We start from the raw sequence: 19,824 nt of genomic DNA on the forward strand, positions 1-19,824 counted from the left end.
TTTTTAACTCAATAACTTGATTGATAAAATACTAATAAACGGTTCTATATTAATATCATTACTACTTGAAATTGTGATGAGATAGTGGTAAATGAAAATCATAAGTATGGAACATAAATTGCTTAAATAAGACTTAGATAAATTATATTGTACAAAGTGATTAAATCAGAAGAAAGATTATAACATGTTGATAGTGGAGGGTTGAGTTTGATAGTGGGATTTGCTTATGGCAGAATAGACTGTAAATATTGTTTACAGTTTTCTGGAACTGCAAATAACTGTTTACGGTTTGATCAAGAATTACTATTTTACTGTAAACAATTTTGTCAATTAAATCACTCACTGATAGGGAAGATAGCTAAGTATATATATATATATATATAAGTTATACTGGTATGAGCTTTGGGCTTTTGGCTGAGAACTGAAAAAAAGTCGCTGCCTGAGCACTGGAAATGAACAGGCAGCTAAATCATTAAGATCTAAAAACAAAATAATAAGGAGTTCATTATGAACAAGAAATATTTTATTTTTCTGGTAATTGCGTTGCTACCGGTGATGATATTTTGTAATACCTGGTATGTAGATTGTACTGTTGCTCAATCAGGTAATGGGACAAGTCCCGCAGAAGCTTTTCAGACTATACAGGAAGCAATTGATTGCATATCAGTTGCTGAGTATGATACAATTTTAGTTTACTCTGGAACCTACAATGAAGAGGTTGTCATTGGTACGGGATTTCCCAATAATATAACTATTTGTAGTAACTATTTAATTACTGGAGATGAAAGTTATATCGAAACGACTATTATTGACGGAAATGGGGCCGATTCAGGAATAGTTCTATTAGGTCCCGATGGATGTATAATTTGTGGTTTTACTATTACAGATTGTTATAACAATTCTGAAAATTTTGCAGCAGGAATTACAATTGGTTATGAAAGTTATTATATTAATAATACCATAATTAGAAATTGTATAATAGAGAATTGTATTAATTATGGTACTGGTGGAGGAGCAATTGGGATAAATAAGGGATACAATTGTAAAATAGAATCATGCATAATTGAGAATAATATCAATGACTATGATAATATAGATGGGTCAAATTATGCAGGAGGTATCATTGCTAATTGTTCATATTATGATTTTATACTAGATATAAAAAACTGTTTAATAAATAATAATGAAGGTGGAGGTGTACAGATACAGAACGCAAATAATTTTGATTTTGTCTTAGTAATTGACAATACATTGATTAGCAATAATACAACGTATGATGATGGGGCAGGAATAAATTTGGACTTATCATCTTTAAAGATGAACTTATGTACTATTATCGGCAATAATACATCTCATGATAATGATAACTGTGGAGTATCACAATGTGAGTCAGCAATGAATAGCAAAAAAATAAACAATAGTATTATATTAAATACAACGGAATTCTTAGAATATGATATAATACGGTTTTGTGGACATTTACAAGATGATGATATGGTGCCAAATAGTTCAAATGGCAGCGAAGGCAATTTTGAAACCACTGCGGCGGAGTGTTTTGTCTCAGGAGATGATCTTTATCATCTTTGCTGGGATTCACCTTGTATTGATGCAGGTGAATTTAGTGGGACTGGTCCTGAAAGTGGGATGGATATCGGATATGTACCCTGTCCTCATAGTACTTGGACTTTTACACAAAATGGTGGAATTTTACCAGTAGTATATGACTGGCGCAGTTTCCCAAGGCTTGAGGTTAGTGACGGGGAAAACAATGGTGAATTCATTGAAGCATGTGCCATGCTGGATAAGTTCGAATATCCTGGAACTCCTACGGATGTGGATATATGGTATGAAAGCGATGGGAATCCTGATTTTTATGGGGATTGGGATGATACAAATGATGAATATAATTGGTCTCTGAATCCTAATAACAATTTTATGTGCAGTACACGTGGCTATAAATTCATGGTTACTGATCCGGATGATAATGATTCTCTAAGAGTATTTGGAGAAATATGTGAACCGGATACGGACGTACCTGTCGTAGCTGGTGGAACTGACGATTGGGTAGGATATTTTCTGGAAGATACTCAATATGCTTCAACTGCTTTTAACTACTATACATTCTTAAAACTTGATAAAATTATGACTAAGAACTGGACTGCCGTAAAATTCAAGAATACCTGGTTAATGCCAGCCAAGGCTACATTATCTTATGGGGATCTGGTGATTTTGTCAGATAATAATCAGTCAACCAATTTTACTTTTCAGTGGCAGCAACCGGGCAGAGAAGAGATAGAGCCTTATGTGCGTCCGGTACCCACTTATTTTTCTTATAATGAGGATATTGATTATATGCCGATCTATGTAGAATTTGGAGAAGAAATTCCCTTTGAGATAGGCGTGTATGTAAATGGAGAATGCCGTGGAGCGGAAGTAGTTGATAGTGATAGTCTTTTCCATATCAGAGCATATATCTATGATGAAGAGCCTGGATATGAGGTGCAATTTGTACAGTATTTTGGCAGAAATGAAAGCAGAATAGTTGATTATCAGGTAATAAGAGACCCACTGAGAACCGGTAATGAAAAACTGATTACTGGTAATCTGGGAGAATGGTCATTTATCAGTTTCACAAATCCGCTGGGAGAAGAAGTTCCTTCAATTGCAAAGAGCCTTTCAGCATATCCTAATCCTTTTAATCCTACTGTTCAGGTCTGCTTTGCACTGGCAGAAGATGGAGTAGCTAATTTAAATGTATTTAATGTGAAGGGTCAGAAAGTTATAACACTGCTTAAAAGTAAGATGTGTACTGCCGGAGAGGACATCAACCAAGTATGGGACGGTAGGAATGAACTTGGTAAAGAAGTCAGTGGAGGAATATATCTGATAAGCCTTAAGGCAAATGGTAAGGCTCAGACTCAGAAGGTAGTACTTTTAAAGTAGCTTTATTATAAATGATAAGATAGCCTGGCGTTCCTTAGTGACGTCAGGCTTATCAAAGGAGAATATATGAATAAATGGATTCTTTTATTAGTTAGCTTGATAATGATTCTAAATTTATACGGAATTACAATTACGGTCAATCAGGATGGCAGTGGAGAATATCAGGCAATTATGGAAGCCGTAAATGTGGCAGTGGATTATGATACAATACTTGTCTATCCCGGAGAATATCATGAGGAAGTGAATTATCAGGGGAAGACAATAGTCATTGGCAGCTTAAATATGACAACCGGAGAGGATGAATACATTCATTCAACTATCATTAATGGAGATGATCAGCGTTGCGGAGTTACACTGGAAGAAACAAATAATAATAATTCCGAAGAAGGAACACAACTTATTGGATTTACAATTCATAATTGTAATTATTATCATGGAGCAGGAATCTTAGTAAGTGAGTGCAATATTGATATAATCAATTGCATTATAGAGCATAATTATGCTAATTTAGCAGCAGGAGGTATTTTAGCTACCTCAGGAGCTGATATATTTTTATCTGGGACAATAATACGATTCAATAGGGCTGACAGACAAGTTGGTGGACTGATTATATCCCGGACTTCAACTGGAGAGTTTGACCAAATAAATCTCTGTAATATTTACGGGAACTATGGTCCTCAATGTTGTGATCTGGCGAGAGGAATTGATATTGAGAATCCTGAGTATTTTTCAGTTTACTTAGATACATTCAGTTGCGTTGAACCTGATCCTTATTTTATAATGCATGGAAATAATGGCAATAATCTGAATTGGGAATATCTGGACTTAAATGTAAATTCTGCTTACTATGATTTCTATGATGGAGATATGTATGTATCACCAGTTGGAGATGATGAAAACAGCGGAATAAGTCCAGAATATTCTATGGAAACAATAGCGGGAGCTATGACCAGGATTGTATCCAATCCAGATAATCCTAATACGATATATTTGTCAGAGGGTACTTATAGCCCTACTCAAAATAATCAGATATTTCCTTTGAACATGAAAGGTTATGTGAATATCACCGGTGATAATATGGATACTGTAATCTGGGACAGTGAAGGTCAAAGCTACATTAAGGATTATTACAGTGATATGGAATATGAACTAAAGAATATTACTTTGATCAATGGTAACCCTGCTGATTGGAATATGGAATTCAGAAGGTATGGTACTGAAATCCCCACGTTAACTATCAAGAATCTTCACAGTATAGACGATTCTTATGGTTTTTTTTCTATAGCAGCAAGGATCAGTGTTGAGATGGACAATATTATAATTGAAGGAGCCTCAAATTCGTTTGGTAATTATGGTAGTGATCCTGAAAATAGCAGTGTTATCAAAAATATAATTGTAAAAAATGGAGCTTCATTTATTAAGCATCTCAGTGGGCAGGATACTGGTCAAAGGTCCAGATTGGATATAATAAATGCTTTAGATGTTGATAATTATTGCCCGGTAAATGACCGGGGAATATGGTCATATAATATCAGAGGTGATGGCTGGACAGAAACAAATCTGATCAATTGTACTGTTATGAATAATGCCTGTGAGGATTCTATAAACGCTTTAGCCTGCGTGGTTTCTAAGACAGGGGGTAATTTCAATATCTATAATAGCTGCATTTACGGTAATGATGGCTATCAGGTAGGAATAGATACTGGTTCGGGTGGAATCTGGGGCAGTACTGTTAATATTTCACACTCATTGATTCAGGATACAACTTGGGTACCCATTATAGGAGATGCCTATTCCGAAGTGAACTGGCTGGGAGGGATTCTTGACTGCGATCCAATGGTTTGTGCAGATTATACACCACAATCTGGATCACCATTGATAGATGCCGGGACGCTTGATCTGCCTTATGACATCGAATTACCTGAAACTGATGTGTTTGGCAATCCACGCATCTATGGTAATGGAGTTGATATTGGAGCAATAGAATGGCAGGGGACAGGGAATGATCTCGATGAAATAGTGCAGAAACCAGATGAAATATTGATCTATCCGAATCCTTTAATATCTTCCCAGCTTCGAGATGGTAAGGCTAAGATAATGTGGATGGGAGACAGTTCTAAGGATTTGAGTATAGAAGTATTTAATATTAAGGGGCAGAGATTGCGCAAATTGAAAATTGAAAATGTAAAATGTAAAATGAATTCGGTCTCCTGGGATCTGCGGGATGAAGCAGGGGAAATGGTGAGTAGTGGAGTGTATTTTGTGAGGGTAAAAGCTGGAGATGAATATCAGGCTCAGCAGAAGGTGACGGTGGTGAAGTAATTATGAATTTTGAGATTTGAATTTTTAATGGAAATGTAATGTGAAGATTTTTTTAAGCAACGAACAAGACGAACTTTATTTAAAGCAGAGAATGAAAGATTCGTTAATTGCGACTGACGCTGATTTATGTTGGGTAACCAGACCATCCCTGGTCTGATTTTACTTATCTGGGCAGTACATCAGATTTTTGAAAGGTTGCCAGAAGTCATATCCGGGGTACCGTTCATAACTCCTGCTTAGCTGGGATGATGATGCTTGCGTGGGGATTTTTTAATATTGACAGATATGTATAAAATCTGGGAATAGGGAAGTGTTTTTTGAGTAGAATAGATGTTAGAAGGGTGCAAATACCTGAGTCGTATCGGCTCAAGGTTAACTAATTAAAATAACGGTATTTAAGAGAAATTAAATTTTTAGTTTGACAGATATTAATGATATTTGAGTTTAGGCATTCCCCTGAGAAACAGAGGGACGGCAGTATTCTTTGCATACTGCGAAAATGAAACCTGGAAAAGACAAACAGGTTTTTAGATCATTTAGGAGGATATAATGGCAAAGCAAAAATTTGTTCGTAATAAGCCGCATGTAAACATCGGCACGATTGGTCACGTTGACCATGGAAAGACGACATTAACCGCAGCGATCACACTTTATCTGAGTAAGTCAGGTGGAGCAGAATTCGCCAGTTTTGACAGTATTGACAATGCCCCAGAAGAAAAGGAACGTGGAATCACAATCGCAACAGCACATGTTGAATACCAAACAGCAAATCGTCATTATGCCCACGTGGATTGCCCTGGTCATGCTGATTATGTAAAGAACATGATCACTGGTGCCGCTCAGATGGATGGTGCTATACTTGTTGTTAGCGCAGCAGATGGACCAATGCCCCAGACGAGAGAGCACATTCTGCTGGCCAGACAGGTTGGTGTTCCAGCCATGGTAGTATATTTGAACAAGGCTGACATGGTAGATGATGATGAACTTTTAGAGCTTGTAGAGATGGAAGTTCGCGAATTACTGACTGAATATGACTTTCCTGGAGATGATATTCCAATCATCATCGGTTCAGCATTATTAGCCTTGAACGGCGATCCTGGACCATTAGGCGAACAGTCAATTCAGAAATTAATGGACGAAGTTGACGCTTATGTGCCGATTCCAGAACGTCAGACCGACCTCCCTTTCCTGCTTCCTGTAGAGGATGTATTCTCAATTCAGGGACGTGGAACAGTTGCCACTGGTAGAATTGAACGTGGTGTTGTAAAAGTTGGCGAGAAGATCGAACGCGTGGGAATCCGTGAAACCGTGGAAACAGTATGTACTGGAGTAGAGATGTTCCGTAAGATACTTGATCGCGGGGAAGCTGGAGACAACGTAGGAATCCTTTTGCGTGGAATGGCAAAGGACGAGATCGAGCGTGGAATGGTATTGGCTAAGCCAAAATCAGTAAATCCACACACCAAGTTCAGTGGCAAGACTTATATCCTGACCAAAGACGAGGGCGGCAGACATAAACCATTTTTCACAGGTTATCGTCCCCAGTTCTATTTCAGGACCACAGATGTGACCGGATCCATCACTTTACCAGAAGGTGTAGAGATGGTAATGCCGGGTGATAATGTAAATATATCAGGAGAATTGATAACTCCAATCGCTATGGAAAAGGGCTTGCGTTTTGCTATCAGAGAAGGTGGTAGAACAATAGGTGCCGGCGTTGTAGCAGATATACAGGAATAACTGGAGGCAATAGTGTCAGAAAGCAACACAGAGAACAGGATCAGGATAAAGCTGAAAGCATATGACTTCAGATTATTAGACAGATCTGTTGCTGAAATAGTTAAAAACACACGGAATACAGGCGCCAGGATAAAGGGACCGATCCCTTTACCAACTGAGCGGACTTTATATACTGTATTACGATCACCCCATGTAAATAAGAAAGCCCAGGATCAGTTTGAGATGCTGGTACATAAAAGATTGATAGATATAATAAATCCTACGCCACAAACGACCAATGCTTTGAAGAAATTGAGTTTGCCAGCGGGAGTACATGTAGAGATCAAGGCATAAAGGAGAAAAGATGATAGGGTTAATCGGAAAAAAGCTTGGGATGACGCAGATATTTAATAAGCAAGGTCATCTGATTCCGGTAACAGTGATAAAAGCGGGACCATGCTGGACGATTCAAAAGAAGACGAAAGCACATGATGGTTATGATGCAATACAGATGGGATTTGAAGAGATAGCTGAGAAGCGAGTCAAAAAGTTAGTAACAAAGCCTCTTCAAGGTCATTTTAAGAAGCACAATAGTAATTGTTACCGTTATTTAAAGGAATTCAGGCTGAAAGTATATAAAGACATTCAGGAAGATGAGCAGTTCGACGTATCTATGTTTGTAGAAGATGAACTTCTCAAGATAACTGGAGTTTCAAAAGGTAAAGGTTTCCAGGGAGTGATGAAACGTTATGGATTTAAAGGTTTCAAAGCAACTCATGGAGTTCACGAAAGTTATCGTGGACCAGGATCAATTGGTCAGTGCGCCACACCTTCCCGCGTGTTCAAAGGTAAGAAATTACCAGGACATACAGGGAGTGAACAAGTGAGTGTTAAGAATTTGCGTGTGATCAAGATAAATCTGGAACACAATTTACTGATGGTTAAAGGGGCAGTCCCCGGACACCGAAATGGCGTAGTATATATCAGGAAAGAACTGTAGATCAGGGAGACATAGATGTTGGAAGTAAAGAAATATTCAGCGACAGGAGAGGAGATAGGAACAGCAGCACTCCCGGAATCACTATTTGCAGTTGAAACCCGGGGTAATGCAAACGCTCTCCTCTATGAAGTGATTAATATGTATAGAGCCAATCAACGGCAGGGAACCTCCAAGACCAAGAGTCGTTCAGAAGTGCATGGCAGCGGCAGGAAATTGTATCGTCAGAAAGGTACTGGCAGTGCCAGACCCGGAAATCGGCAAACACCTGTCCGCGTAGGTGGAGGAACTGCATTTGGTTGTGTACCCAAAGACTGGTATCGTAGTATACCTAAGAAGAAGAAACGCCTGGCATTGAAGGTTGCTCTAACTGAGCGAGCTAAATTAGATCAGGTAATTATCATTGAAGATTTAATGTTTGAAAAACCAGACACTAAGACAGCAATAGAAATATTGAAAAAGATCTCTCCGGAACGAGCCAAGACATTGATATTGATAGATGGAAGTGATGCATCCATAGTCAGATCATTCGGCAATATTCCTTACGTGAGATCAGACCGGGCAGACAGTATTTATGCTTATGAGATATTGAACTGTAATCACCTGGTGATCACAGAAGGAGCCCTTAAGAAGATAGAGGAGGTATTTGCCAAATGAAACATGCAAGAGAAATAATAATATCCCCTTTGATCACAGAGAAGAGTTCACACAATCATCTCACTAATAACAGTTACACCTTTAAAGTAAGTGTAAATGCAAATAAGATCGAGATCAAACAAGCTATTGAAAAAGTATTCAACGTAAGTGTCATGAAAGTGAACACGATCAATCAGCGAGGAAAAGTTAAGCGTTTGGGTAGATATACCGGCAAGCGTAAAGACTGGAAGAAAGCGATCGTGAAGTTGAAAGCTGGCGATAAAATAGCTGAATTCGATTTATAGGGAGACAGCATGGGAATCAAAAAATATAAACCAGTAACACCGACATTACGGTTCAAGACAGGTTACACTTTTGAAGAGATAACCAAAAGTAAACCGGAAAAGACCTTAATCAAACCTCTGCCCAAAAAAGCAGGGCGTAACAATCAAGGTCGGATCACAATCCGCCATCGTGGTGGTGGACATAAGCGTCATTACCGGATAATAGAATTCAAGCGTAATAAGATTGATATACCAGCGAAAGTAGCAGCCATTGAATATGATCCGAACCGTTCAGCCCGAATAGCTCTTCTACATTATGCAGATGGAGAAAAGCGTTATATATTAGCCCCTGTGGGTTTAAAAGTAGGAGAGCAGATAATATCCGGAGAGAAAGTAGAAATCCGGGTAGGAAATGCTTTACCATTAAATAATATCCCATTAGGAAGTATAATCCATAATATAGAGTTCAAACCTGGACGTGGTGGACAATTAGCCCGTAGTGCAGGTACTTATGGACAATTAATTGCCAAGGAAGGTAATTATGTTCATGTACGTATGCCTTCAGGACATGTGCATCTTTTACGTAAAGAGTGCTATGCCACAATGGGTCAGGTAGGAAATCTGGAACACAATTCGATAGTCTATGGCAAGGCGGGTCGACGTCGCTGGTTAGGCTGGAGACCATCTGTAAGAGGTGTTGCCATGAACCCCCACGATCATCCGATGGGTGGAGGAGAAGCAAAGACATCTGGTGGTGGCCATCCCGTATCACCCTGGGGAGTATTAGCCAAAGGTGGCAAGACTCGTAAGAAGCATAAGTACAGCGATGATTACATCATCAAATCAAGAAAGAAACGTTAAAATGGAAAAAGGAAAGGAAAAGAAATGGCTCGATCAGTAAAGAAAGGTCCATTTGTAGATGCGCATCTGGAAAAGAAAGTGGATATGCTAAATGCCGAGAGCAAGAAGCAAGTGATCAAAACATGGTCGAGAAGATCCACAATTCTCCCAAAATTTGTAGAGCACACTTTTGCAGTACATAATGGACGCAAATTTGTACCAGTATATGTCTCCGAGAACATGGTGGGACACAAGCTGGGAGAATTTGCCCCGACGCGTACCTTCCGTGGGCACAAAGAAAAGAAAGCACAGAGATAAAGGGGTTATGTAATGGAAGCAATAGCCAGAGTAAAAAATCTGAGAGGATCAGCGAGGAAAGCTCGTTTGGTTCTGGACCTGATACGCGGCAAGAAAGTTCCAGAAGCTCAGAATATATTGCTTTTTTCTAAGAAGCGGGTAGCGGTATATATAGCTAAATTATTAAATTCAGCTGTAGCTAATGCCCAGCAGAAAGATAATAAAGTCGATACAGGAGATATGGTAGTAAGCAAGGTATTTGCGGATGATGGACCAATCATGCGCCGGCATCGTCCCAGAGCACATGGGAGAGCGACAATAATACGACGTAGAACTTGCCATATCACACTTGCCTTGTCGGAAAAGGAATAGGAGGGTAGATTGGGACAAAAAACTAATCCAATTGGATATAGAATAGGCGTGAACAAGCATACCGAGTCTATCTGGTTTGCTACAAAAGAAGAATATATCCAGAATTTTCATGAAGACCTGATGATCAGGAAATATTTGAAAAGCCGTCTGCCCGATGCCCAGATTTCAAGGATAGAGATATCCCGTAAAACGAGATCAATCACGCTTGATATCAGCACTGGTAGACCTGGACATGTAATAGGTCGTAAAGGTACTGAGATAGATAAGCTTCGTAGTGAGATCACCGTTCTAGTAAACAAGGATCGTGATGCTGAAATGAAGGTATTTATCAACGTTTTGGAAATAAAGAATCCATGGATAGATGCCAGTCTGGTAGGTGAAGAGATTGGCCGTCAAATCAAGAATCGAGTTACTTTCCGCCGCGCGATGAAATTTTCTATCCGTAACGCCATGCGTAATGGAGCCCAGGGTATTAAGTTGCAGGTAAGTGGACGTCTTGGAGGTGCTGATATGGCACGTACAGAGCGTTATAAGGAAGGTCGTACTCCTCTTCATACATTACGAGCCGATATTGATTATGCCTTAACTGAGATCACAACAACTTATGGTGTGATTGGGATCAAGGTATGGATTTATAAGGGCGATATACTGTCATAAGGAGCAAGAAAGATGTTAGCACCGAAAAAAGTAAAATACAGGAAACGTCAGACGGGACGTACAAGAGGATTAGCTTATCGTGGCAGTACGATCAACTTTGGTGATTATGCAATCATAACAACCAGTCCAGGCTGGATAACCAGTCGTCAGATTGAAGCGACTCGTGTTGCTATCACACGTACAATGAAAAGAACGGGAAAGCTTTGGATCAGAATATTTCCCGATAAGCCAATCACAAAGAAACCGGCGGAAACCCGTATGGGAAAAGGTAAAGGAGCTCCTGAGTATTGGGTGGCAGTTGTTAAACCCGGCAGGATCATGTTTGAATTTACCGGGATCAATACTGCTGGAGCAAAAGAAGCAGCTCGTCTGGCATCATATAAGTTACCAGTGAACACCAAATTGATAATTCGAGAAGGAGTGGAATAATGAAAATTCAAGAACTCCGAGAATTTACCGTGGACGAATTGCAGCAGAAGCTGGAAGATTTCCGGGAAGAGCTATTCAATTTAAGGTTCCAGAAGTCAATGAATCGTCTGGAGAATACTAATCGGATCGTAGAAGTGAAGAAGAGTATCGCCCGGATTAATACCTTAATAACCGAGCTCAGTACCGATAGTAGCAAATAGAGGCAGATATGCAAAATCATAGAAAATTAACGAAACAGGGAATTGTGGTAAGCGACAAGATGGATAAGACTATCATAGTACGCGTTGAGCGTCAGTATAAACATCCTCTGTATAAGAAGATCGTTAGAAGCCACAAGAAATTCAAAGCCCATGATGAGGCAAATGATTGTCGTGAAGGTGATGTAGTAGAGATTGTGGAATCACGACCACTGAGCCGGGAAAAGCGTTGGGCTCTACAACGGATAATCGAAAGAAAGAAGTAAGGAGCCTGGAATGATACAAGCAGAAACAAAGTTGATAGTTGCAGATAATTCTGGAGCCCGAAAAGTAAAATGCATCAAGGTGTTGGGTGGTTCCAAGCGGAAATCTGCATCACTTGGTGATGTTATCGTTGTAGCGGTTCAATCTGCAAGCCCTACCAGCAAGATCAAAAAAGGTAGTGTTGAGAGAGCTGTAATAGTGAGAACTCATAAAGAAGTACGTCGGAAAGATGGCTCCTATATTCGTTTCCAGGATAATGCCTGTGTGATGATAGACGAAAAAATGGAACCCAGGGCGACTCGTGTATTTGGTCCTGTAGCCAGGGAACTGCGAGAGAAGCATTTCTCAAAAATAGTTTCACTTGCTCCGGAAGTGCTTTAGGAGAATTTAAGATGAGAAATAAATTACGAATTAAGAAAGGCGACACAGTAATCGTTATCTCCGGTGCAGACAAAGGCAAGAAAGGTAAAGTATTGAAAGCTTTCCCCAAGACTCAAAGAGTGATTGTGGAAAAGGTGAATTTTATCAAAAAGCACATGCGTCCTACCCAGCAAAATCCACAGGGTGGTATAGTCCAGATGGAAGCCCCTGTTCACGTATCCAATGTACAGCTTTTCAATGAAAAACTGGGAGATGTAACCAAGGCAGCTTATCGAGTAATCGGTGACAAGCGGGTTCGCGTGGACAAGAAAAGTGGAGATGAGATCTAAGGAGATTGGAATGAACAGATTAAGAGATAAATACCTGAAGGAAGTAGTTCCTGCTCTGATGAAAGAATATGACTACAAAAATCCTAACCAGGTGCCTAAACTCTCAAAATTGACGATAAATATGGGAGTTGGTCAGGCAACGCAAAACAAAGCGCTTCTGGATCATGCAGTAAAAGATATGGTACAGATCACCGGTCGCAAACCAGTGATAACCAAAGCCAAGAAATCGATCTCAAATTTCAAGTTACGTGAAGGTATGCCAATTGGTTGTATGGTAACTTTGAGAGGTGAGGTCATGTATGAATTTCTTGACCGTCTGATCGCTATTGTGATCCCCAGAATGCGTGATTTTCGCGGTATGTCTCCCAAGTCATTTGATGGCAGGGGAAATTATTCAATGGGAATCAAAGAGCAGACCGTATTTCCAGAAATTGAATATGATAAAATAGATTCGGTTCGAGGAATGAATATCTCGATCGTAACTTCGGCAGCTACAGATGAGGAAGGACGATCCTTGCTTAAGAGTCTGGGCATGCCCTTCAAAAAAAATTGATAAGGAGTTATTGTGGCTAAGAAATCATGGGTTGTGAAGCAGCGCAGAGCTCCAAAATTTTCCGTACGCAAATATTCGCGATGTAAGTTATGTGGAAGATCTCGAGCATATATGCGTGATTTTGGGATATGCAGATTATGTTTTCGTAAATTGGCATCTAGTGGTAAAATCCCTGGAATACAAAAGGCAAGTTGGTAAAGGAGTAGGTCTATGAGTATAACTGATCCAATTGCAGATGCATTAACAAAAGTCCGCAATGCTTATCGGGCTAAGCATAAAAGTGTTTATGTTAATCATAATAAATTGACAGAGGCTATAGTTCGAATATTAGCAGAAGAAAATTTTGTTAACAGCTATGAATTAATTGACAGAGATCCCGAGAAAAAAATATATCGCAAGCAGATATTTATAAACCTGCGCTATACCAATGACGGGGAACCTGTATTAAAAGGTGTGGAAAGAATCAGTAAGCCGGGTCTTCGGATTTATGTAAATTCGGGTAATATCCCTTCTGTATATAATAATACAGGATGTGCTTTGCTTTCTACAAATTGTGGTGTGATGGTTGACAGGGAAGCTCGCAAACGCAAAGTCGGTGGCGAGTACATCTGTAAAGTATGGTAAGAAGAGAGGAAAAATGTCACGAATAGGAAAGACACCAATCAAATTACCAGATGGAGTACAGGTATCTCTGAACGGAATGATCGTTAAGGTAAAAGGCGCCAAAGGTGAATTGCAATATACACTTCAGGAAGGTATCAGCGTTGAGCAAAGTGATGGACTTGTACGGGTAGAACGCAGTGATGACGGCAGAGAGCAGAAATCATTGCATGGCTTGACCCGCGCGTTAATCAATAATATGGTCATAGGAGTTTCAGAGGGATACAAGAAAGTACTTCAGGTGATTGGTACTGGATATAGTGCAGAGAGACGGGGTCCCTGGTTAAAATTGGCTCTGGGATTTTCTCATGAAATACTGATGGAAGTACCAGACAATCTGACTGTGGATGCCAAAGTAATTCCTCGTAGAGAACAGGGTAAGCTTGGTGTTCAGGCTGAGATCACTGTTGGGGGAATCCATAAAGAAGATGTTGGCAAATTTGCTGCTGAGATCAGAAATTGTCGTCCACCAGAGAATTACAAGGGTAAAGGTATTCGCTATGAGAACGAATGGATACGTATTAAGCCTGGTAAGAGTGGCGCATAATGAGGTTATTTAGATGAAGAGTAAAAATATATCGTATCAGAAAAGACTGGCAAGAACTCGACGTCATTTTCATATCAGAAATAGAGTTTTTGGCACAGAGGAACGCCCTCGCCTGGTTGTATTTCGCAGTCTAAAAAATATCTATGCTCAAATAATTGATGATCGCAAGGGTCACACCCTGGCAGCAATGTCATCAATCTCAAAAGAGCTGGAATTAGATACTAAAGCGAAAAAGACAAAGACCAGCTTTATAGTTGGTCAAAAGCTTGGCGAAATAGCATTAGCACAGGGTATTACCAAGGTATCTTTTGATCGTGGTGGATATTTATATCACGGAAGAGTGAAAGCCTTAGCAGATGGTGCCCGAAAAGCCGGATTAGAGTTTTAAGGGAGGAATGAGTGGAAAACAAAAGAAATAATCCTCGTAATAATGAGCCTCTCTTTGCAGCAGAGACCCTGATAGACACGAACCGGGTGGCAAAGGTTGTTAAGGGTGGACGTAATTTCAGTTTTAATGCTACTGTTGTTGTTGGAGACAGAAACGGCAGAATAGGTGTTTCAACTGGAAAAGCTAATGAAATTGCAGAGGCAATTCGCAAAGCAAAAGAAAAAGCTGGTAAGGTGATGTTCAATGTGCCATTGGTTAAAGGAACTATTCCTCATGAGATCATTGGTAGATTTGGTGCCAGCATTATTTTATTGAAACCTGCTTCTCCCGGAACAGGAGTAATCGCTGGTGGTCCTGCTCGAGCAATACTCGAGGCTGCTGGTGTGCAAGACATTCTCACAAAATCTCTGGGTTCAAATACTTCAGCAAATGTAGTGAAAGCTACCGTTAATGGATTAAAGAACCTGAGAAGAATACAGGATGTAGCTCGTTTGCGTGGTAAGACAATGGCAGAGCTTACCGGCAGGGAGGAAAAGAATGAAGAAGATTAAAGTTACCTTGGTGCATAGTGTGATTGGCCGAAAAGAAGATCAGAAAAGAACTGTGAAAGCATTAGGTTTAAGAAAGATCAGCAGTTCACGCGTTCATAATGACACACCTGTTATCAGGGGTATGGTAAATAAAGTTTCTCACCTGGTAAAAGTTGAAGATGTCCAGGAATAACTGGTAAGGAGTAGATGATGTTACTTCACGAAATAAAACGGCCAGATATCAAAAAGAATAAGAAGAGATTGGGTAAGGGTCATGGTTCTGGCACAGGAAAAACGTCCGGACACGGGCACAAGGGTCAGAAATCACGTTCAGGTGGAAGCATACCAGCCTGGTTTGAAGGTGGACAGATGCCATTGCAGCGTCGTCTTCCCAAACGCGGGTTCCATAATCCATTTCGCATAGAATCAAGAATCGTCAATTTGCATATACTGCAGTCAATTGATGACACAGAATTTGATATCGAAAAGCTGGAAAAGCTGGATTTGATCAGAAAGCTGCGTAAGAATGAAAAGTCACCTGTGAAGATTTTAGCTGATAAAAAAGAAGAATTCAACAAGAAAATTACAATCAAAGCCAATGCCTTTTCCAAAGCAGCCAAAGAAACTATTGAAAAATTTGGTGGAAAAGCGGAGGTAATTTAAAGTGTTTAACAGTATCAGCAATATTTTTAAAATACCTGATCTTAAGAAGAAAATCCTCTATACTGCTCTGATCCTGATCATTTACAGACTGGGTAGTTTTGTTCCTGTTCCAGGCATTAATGCCTCAGCTTTGAAAGAATTTCTCGATAGAGCAGGTTCAGATGGGAACATGTTCAGCATGTTTGATCTTTTTGTGGGTGGAAATCTGCAGCGTGCTTCTATCTTTGCATTAGGAATCATGCCCTATATTACTACTTCTATTGTTATTCAGTTATTAGGTAGTGTGATCCCTTTCTTTGAAAAGCTCAGAAAAGAAGGTGCCGAAGGTCAAAAGAAAATCCAACAGTATACCAGATATGGTACTGTGGGTATTGCTGCCTTTAATTCAATAGGTATTGCTTTATTCCTGCAGAATCTGCCAGGCGCAGTCCCAGATCAAGGAATCATGTTTTTATTCGTTACCGTCCTTAGTATGGTAACAGGAACTATGATAATTATGTGGCTTGGTGAGCAGATCACAGAACACGGTATTGGAAATGGTATTTCTTTAATTATTTTTGCAGGAATTATTGCTCGTTACCCCCAGGGTTTCTTGCATATGTTTAGTATGCTCAGAATCGGGGCTATGAAAATTTTTCCATTTGTTGCCGTGATTATTGTCATGGTAATTGTTACTGCTGCAGTAGTGCTGGTAACTGAAGGTGTAAGAAAAATACCTGTTCAATATGCAAAGAGAGTTATTGGTCGCAAGGTTTATGGTGGTCAAAGCACATTTATTCCACTTAAGGTGAATAGTGCTGGTGTGATCCCGATTATCTTTGCTCAATCAGTGTTAATGTTTCCCAGAACTATAGCAACATTCTTCAAAGATAGTGAATTTGCTACATCTATAGTGAACATAATGTCACCTGGAAAGTTTTTATACACTCTGCTTTATGTACTTCTGATCGTCTTTTTTGCTTATTTCTACACAGCAATGGTTATCAATCCTGTAGAGATGGCAGAGAACATGAAGAAGTATGGTGGATTTATTCCTGGTCGTAAACCGGGCAAGAAAACTTCTGATTATATCAACAATGTACTTACACGAATCACTTTACCTGGTGCAATATTTTTTGCATTCATAGCTGTAATGCCAGAATTTATGCAAAGATGGGCAGGTCTGCCTTTCTATTTTGGTGGTACTGGATTGATCATTGTGGTTGGTGTATCTCTTGATACCCTCCAGCAGATCGAATCTCACCTTGTAATGCGGCATTATGACGGGTTTATGAAAAAAGGTAAATTGCGCGCTCGCAGCCGTTAATAAAATGATCTTTATAAAAAATAATAAAGAAATAGCTTTGATGAGGGAAAGCAACCGGATAGTTGGTGGTGTGCTGGAATTAATGGCACAACATATCAAACCGGGAGTGAGTACCTGGGAACTTGATCAGATTGCCGAGGATTATATCCTTAGCCAAGGTGCTGTTCCCAGTTTTAAAGGATACAGAATTCCTGGATTGGAACCCTATCCAGCAGCTATTTGTGCATCTGTGAATGATTGTATTGTGCACGGAATTCCTGCCAAAGACAGAATCCTTAAAGATGGAGACCTGATTGGTATTGATGTTGGTGCATATAAGAATAATTATCATGGAGATGGAGCTCGCAGCTTTGCTGTGGGTGAGATGAACAAAAAAGTTGAAAAATTACTTACTGTTACCAGAGAAGCCCTCGATCGCGGCATGAAGATGGCAAGATCAGGTAACAGGATTGGTGATATTTCATGGGCGATTGGTTCCTACGCAAGGGAAAATGGTTTTAATGTCGCAGATGATCTAACCGGACACGGGATAGGCAGGGACATGCACGAAGACCCTATGATCCCCAACTTTGGTATCGAAGGTAAGGGACCACGGCTCAAGGCTGGTATGACACTGGCTATTGAACCGATGGTCAATATTGGCACTAACATGGTCATTGAGCGTGGTTGGGAGTTTTTCACTGCTGATGCCAGTCTTTCGGCACACTTTGAAAATACTATCCTGGTAACTGATGGTGAACCAGAGATACTCACACTACCATATAACTAAAGGAAATTTAATGGCAAAAGAAGGTGTAATTGAAGTTGAAGGTGTTGTAAAAGAGGCATTGCCAAACACAATGTTCCGTGTAGAACTGGAGAATGGTCATGAGATCATTGCTCATAGTTCCGGTAAGATCAGAATGCATTATATAAGGATTCTTCCTGGTGATAAAGTAAAAGTTGAATTATCACCTTACGACCTCAATCGGGGCAGAATCACTTATCGCTACAAATAGGAGATATGTATGAAAGTTAAAGCGTCAGTTAAGAAGATCTGTAAAGATTGTAGAATCATAAAGAGAAATGGCGTTATCAGAGTAATATGCCCGGCAAATCCGAAGCATAAACAACGCCAGGGTTAAAGGATAAGGAGGATATAGGTTGGCACACATAGCAGGTGTTGAATTACCAAAAGACAAACGAGTTGTCGTTGGTCTTACTTATATTTTTGGAGTTGGGCGCACAACTTCTGAGAAGGTGCTCGCTCTTACCGGGATTGACCCTAATAAAAGGGTAAAAGATCTCACTGGAGAAGAAGAAAAGCTGCTTAGAGACACTCTAACAACTCAGTATATGATTGAAGGAGAATTGAGAACCCAGAACGCCATGGACATTAAAAGATTAATGGAAATTGGCTGTTACCGGGGAATTCGTCATAAGCGTTCGATGCCGGTTAGAGGTCAAAGAACTCATACTAACGCCAGAACCCGCCGTGGACGTCGTCGTGGCACAGGTGCAGGTAAGAAAAAGAAATAGGAGCATAGAATATGGCAAAGAAAGGTGCGCGCAGAGTTAAAAAGAAAAGAGTTAGACTCTCATTTAATGAAGGTGTAGCATATATCCATTCCAGCTTCAATAATACTATTGTCACTTTGGCTGACAAGGCAGGAAATACTCTTACCTGGTCAAGTGGTGGAAAAATAGGATATAAAGGCTCAAAGAAGAGTACTCCCTTTGCAGCTCAGCTTGCGGCAGAAGAAGTTGCAAAAGCTGCCTTGGATATGGGTATTAATAAAGTTAATGTAATTGTTAAAGGACCTGGAGGTGGCAGAGAATCTGCTATCCGCTCACTTGATAATAATGGCTTACAAGTCACGATGATCAGTGATGCAACCCCCATCCCTCACAACGGGTGCCGTCCCCGTAAAACCAGAAGAATCTAAAGGATAAGTTTATGGCAAAGTTTACTGGACCAAAAGGTAAAATCGTTCGGCGTTTTTCAGAAAATATATATGGAAATCCCAAATTTGACCGGCTTCTGGAAAAGAGAAATTATCCTCCCGGACAGCATGGAAATGGTGGGAAATTCAGACGCCGTGTTTCTGATTACGGAATACATCTGCGGGAGAAGCAGAAACTGAGATACACCTATCTGTTATTGGAGCGTCAATTCCACAATTATTTTGCAAAAGCAGATAAAATGGAGGGGATGACTGGAGTTAACCTTCTCCAGCTTCTGGAAAGAAGACTCGATACCGTTATCTATCGTATGGGTTTTGCCCGTACTATCATGCAGGCAAGACAATTCGTCAATCATGGTCATATCAAAGTTAATGGCAGAAAGGTTGATATCCCTTCATTCCTGGTAAAACAGGGTGATGTGGTTGAGATAAAAGAAAAGAGCCGTAATATGATCGCTATTCTGGAAGCAATGGATGCTTCTGCCAGTGTATATCCCTGGCTGCAGGTAGAAAGAGAGAAATTTATGGGTACTTACCTTGATATCCCTCTTAGAGATCAAATACCTG

Annotated in this window: 31 protein-coding genes; all 31 read left to right on the forward strand. The window is 40.0% G+C overall.

The window, feature by feature from the left end; all coding sequences use genetic code 11:
• Positions 1-507 precede the first annotated feature (507 nt).
• Complete coding sequence (locus RAO94_08680) at positions 508-2,943, forward strand: T9SS type A sorting domain-containing protein (GenBank protein MDP8322410.1); 2,436 nt, start codon at positions 508-510, stop codon at positions 2,941-2,943.
• A gap of 66 nt (positions 2,944-3,009) precedes the next feature.
• A complete protein-coding gene (locus RAO94_08685; GenBank protein MDP8322411.1) occupies positions 3,010-5,265 on the forward strand; it encodes a choice-of-anchor Q domain-containing protein in 2,256 nt (751 codons plus the stop codon).
• A gap of 549 nt (positions 5,266-5,814) precedes the next feature.
• Entirely contained in the window at positions 5,815-7,005 is a 1,191-nt protein-coding gene (gene tuf / locus RAO94_08690) for an elongation factor Tu (GenBank protein ID MDP8322412.1), read from the forward strand.
• Positions 7,006-7,017: 12 nt separating this feature from the next.
• Positions 7,018-7,338 carry a 30S ribosomal protein S10 gene (rpsJ, locus tag RAO94_08695; GenBank protein MDP8322413.1) on the forward strand — a complete coding sequence of 107 codons (321 nt, stop codon included), beginning with the start codon at positions 7,018-7,020 and terminating at the stop codon, positions 7,336-7,338.
• Between the two features lie 10 nt (positions 7,339-7,348).
• Positions 7,349-7,984, forward strand: coding sequence for a 50S ribosomal protein L3 (gene rplC, locus RAO94_08700; protein ID MDP8322414.1), 636 nt, complete (start codon positions 7,349-7,351; stop codon positions 7,982-7,984).
• A gap of 15 nt (positions 7,985-7,999) precedes the next feature.
• Positions 8,000-8,638, forward strand: coding sequence for a 50S ribosomal protein L4 (rplD, locus tag RAO94_08705; protein ID MDP8322415.1), 639 nt, complete (start codon positions 8,000-8,002; stop codon positions 8,636-8,638).
• Positions 8,635-8,922 (forward strand): 50S ribosomal protein L23, encoded by a 288-nt coding sequence (locus RAO94_08710; protein ID MDP8322416.1) that lies wholly within the window; start codon positions 8,635-8,637, stop codon positions 8,920-8,922. The genes rplD and RAO94_08710 overlap by 4 nt, the downstream gene beginning before the upstream one ends.
• A gap of 9 nt (positions 8,923-8,931) precedes the next feature.
• Positions 8,932-9,762 (forward strand): 50S ribosomal protein L2, encoded by an 831-nt coding sequence (gene rplB / locus RAO94_08715; protein ID MDP8322417.1) that lies wholly within the window; start codon positions 8,932-8,934, stop codon positions 9,760-9,762.
• Positions 9,763-9,786: 24 nt separating this feature from the next.
• Positions 9,787-10,059 carry a 30S ribosomal protein S19 gene (rpsS, locus tag RAO94_08720; protein ID MDP8322418.1) on the forward strand — a complete coding sequence of 91 codons (273 nt, stop codon included), beginning with the start codon at positions 9,787-9,789 and terminating at the stop codon, positions 10,057-10,059.
• A 12-nt stretch (positions 10,060-10,071) separates the two neighbouring features.
• Positions 10,072-10,410 carry a 50S ribosomal protein L22 gene (gene rplV / locus RAO94_08725; GenBank protein MDP8322419.1) on the forward strand — a complete coding sequence of 113 codons (339 nt, stop codon included), beginning with the start codon at positions 10,072-10,074 and terminating at the stop codon, positions 10,408-10,410.
• A gap of 9 nt (positions 10,411-10,419) precedes the next feature.
• On the forward strand, positions 10,420-11,067 hold the full coding sequence (gene rpsC, locus RAO94_08730) for a 30S ribosomal protein S3 (GenBank protein MDP8322420.1): 648 nt from the start codon (positions 10,420-10,422) through the stop codon (positions 11,065-11,067).
• 12 nt (positions 11,068-11,079) lie between these two features.
• Positions 11,080-11,496 (forward strand): 50S ribosomal protein L16, encoded by a 417-nt coding sequence (gene rplP, locus RAO94_08735; GenBank protein ID MDP8322421.1) that lies wholly within the window; start codon positions 11,080-11,082, stop codon positions 11,494-11,496.
• Entirely contained in the window at positions 11,496-11,696 is a 201-nt protein-coding gene (gene rpmC / locus RAO94_08740) for a 50S ribosomal protein L29 (GenBank protein ID MDP8322422.1), read from the forward strand. The genes rplP and rpmC overlap by 1 nt, the downstream gene beginning before the upstream one ends.
• An 8-nt stretch (positions 11,697-11,704) precedes the next feature.
• Entirely contained in the window at positions 11,705-11,959 is a 255-nt protein-coding gene (gene rpsQ / locus RAO94_08745) for a 30S ribosomal protein S17 (protein ID MDP8322423.1), read from the forward strand.
• A 10-nt stretch (positions 11,960-11,969) separates the two neighbouring features.
• Positions 11,970-12,338 (forward strand): 50S ribosomal protein L14, encoded by a 369-nt coding sequence (gene rplN, locus RAO94_08750; GenBank protein MDP8322424.1) that lies wholly within the window; start codon positions 11,970-11,972, stop codon positions 12,336-12,338.
• A gap of 11 nt (positions 12,339-12,349) precedes the next feature.
• Entirely contained in the window at positions 12,350-12,667 is a 318-nt protein-coding gene (gene rplX / locus RAO94_08755; protein MDP8322425.1) for a 50S ribosomal protein L24, read from the forward strand.
• Positions 12,668-12,677: 10 nt separating this feature from the next.
• Positions 12,678-13,220, forward strand: a complete 543-nt coding sequence (gene rplE, locus RAO94_08760; protein ID MDP8322426.1) for a 50S ribosomal protein L5 — start codon at positions 12,678-12,680, stop codon at positions 13,218-13,220.
• A 12-nt stretch (positions 13,221-13,232) separates the two neighbouring features.
• Positions 13,233-13,418, forward strand: a complete 186-nt coding sequence (locus RAO94_08765) for a type Z 30S ribosomal protein S14 (protein ID MDP8322427.1) — start codon at positions 13,233-13,235, stop codon at positions 13,416-13,418.
• A gap of 12 nt (positions 13,419-13,430) precedes the next feature.
• Positions 13,431-13,844, forward strand: a complete 414-nt coding sequence (gene rpsH / locus RAO94_08770; protein ID MDP8322428.1) for a 30S ribosomal protein S8 — start codon at positions 13,431-13,433, stop codon at positions 13,842-13,844.
• A gap of 13 nt (positions 13,845-13,857) precedes the next feature.
• On the forward strand, positions 13,858-14,427 hold the full coding sequence (gene rplF, locus RAO94_08775; protein ID MDP8322429.1) for a 50S ribosomal protein L6: 570 nt from the start codon (positions 13,858-13,860) through the stop codon (positions 14,425-14,427).
• A gap of 13 nt (positions 14,428-14,440) precedes the next feature.
• Positions 14,441-14,815, forward strand: coding sequence for a 50S ribosomal protein L18 (rplR, locus tag RAO94_08780; protein MDP8322430.1), 375 nt, complete (start codon positions 14,441-14,443; stop codon positions 14,813-14,815).
• A gap of 11 nt (positions 14,816-14,826) precedes the next feature.
• Entirely contained in the window at positions 14,827-15,366 is a 540-nt protein-coding gene (gene rpsE / locus RAO94_08785; GenBank protein ID MDP8322431.1) for a 30S ribosomal protein S5, read from the forward strand.
• A complete protein-coding gene (gene rpmD / locus RAO94_08790; protein ID MDP8322432.1) occupies positions 15,353-15,538 on the forward strand; it encodes a 50S ribosomal protein L30 in 186 nt (61 codons plus the stop codon). Before rpsE ends, rpmD begins: the two co-directional genes overlap by 14 nt.
• Before the next feature lie 17 nt (positions 15,539-15,555).
• Positions 15,556-16,008: a 50S ribosomal protein L15 gene (rplO, locus tag RAO94_08795; protein MDP8322433.1), complete on the forward strand. Its 453-nt coding sequence runs from the start codon at positions 15,556-15,558 to the stop codon at positions 16,006-16,008.
• Between the two features lies 1 nt (position 16,009).
• Positions 16,010-17,314 (forward strand): preprotein translocase subunit SecY, encoded by a 1,305-nt coding sequence (gene secY, locus RAO94_08800; protein ID MDP8322434.1) that lies wholly within the window; start codon positions 16,010-16,012, stop codon positions 17,312-17,314.
• Between the two features lie 4 nt (positions 17,315-17,318).
• Positions 17,319-18,083 (forward strand): type I methionyl aminopeptidase, encoded by a 765-nt coding sequence (gene map, locus RAO94_08805; GenBank protein ID MDP8322435.1) that lies wholly within the window; start codon positions 17,319-17,321, stop codon positions 18,081-18,083.
• Between the two features lie 10 nt (positions 18,084-18,093).
• Positions 18,094-18,312 (forward strand): translation initiation factor IF-1, encoded by a 219-nt coding sequence (gene infA / locus RAO94_08810; GenBank protein MDP8322436.1) that lies wholly within the window; start codon positions 18,094-18,096, stop codon positions 18,310-18,312.
• A 9-nt stretch (positions 18,313-18,321) separates the two neighbouring features.
• On the forward strand, positions 18,322-18,438 hold the full coding sequence (gene rpmJ, locus RAO94_08815) for a 50S ribosomal protein L36 (protein MDP8322437.1): 117 nt from the start codon (positions 18,322-18,324) through the stop codon (positions 18,436-18,438).
• A 19-nt stretch (positions 18,439-18,457) separates the two neighbouring features.
• Entirely contained in the window at positions 18,458-18,832 is a 375-nt protein-coding gene (gene rpsM / locus RAO94_08820; GenBank protein ID MDP8322438.1) for a 30S ribosomal protein S13, read from the forward strand.
• Between the two features lie 11 nt (positions 18,833-18,843).
• Entirely contained in the window at positions 18,844-19,239 is a 396-nt protein-coding gene (rpsK, locus tag RAO94_08825) for a 30S ribosomal protein S11 (GenBank protein ID MDP8322439.1), read from the forward strand.
• 11 nt (positions 19,240-19,250) lie between these two features.
• On the forward strand, positions 19,251-19,824 hold a 574-nt coding region (gene rpsD / locus RAO94_08830; protein ID MDP8322440.1), incomplete at its 3' end, for a 30S ribosomal protein S4.

It is taken from the genome of Candidatus Stygibacter australis, assembly GCA_030765845.1.
Classification (GTDB): Bacteria; Cloacimonadota; Cloacimonadia; order Cloacimonadales; family TCS61; genus Stygibacter; species Stygibacter australis.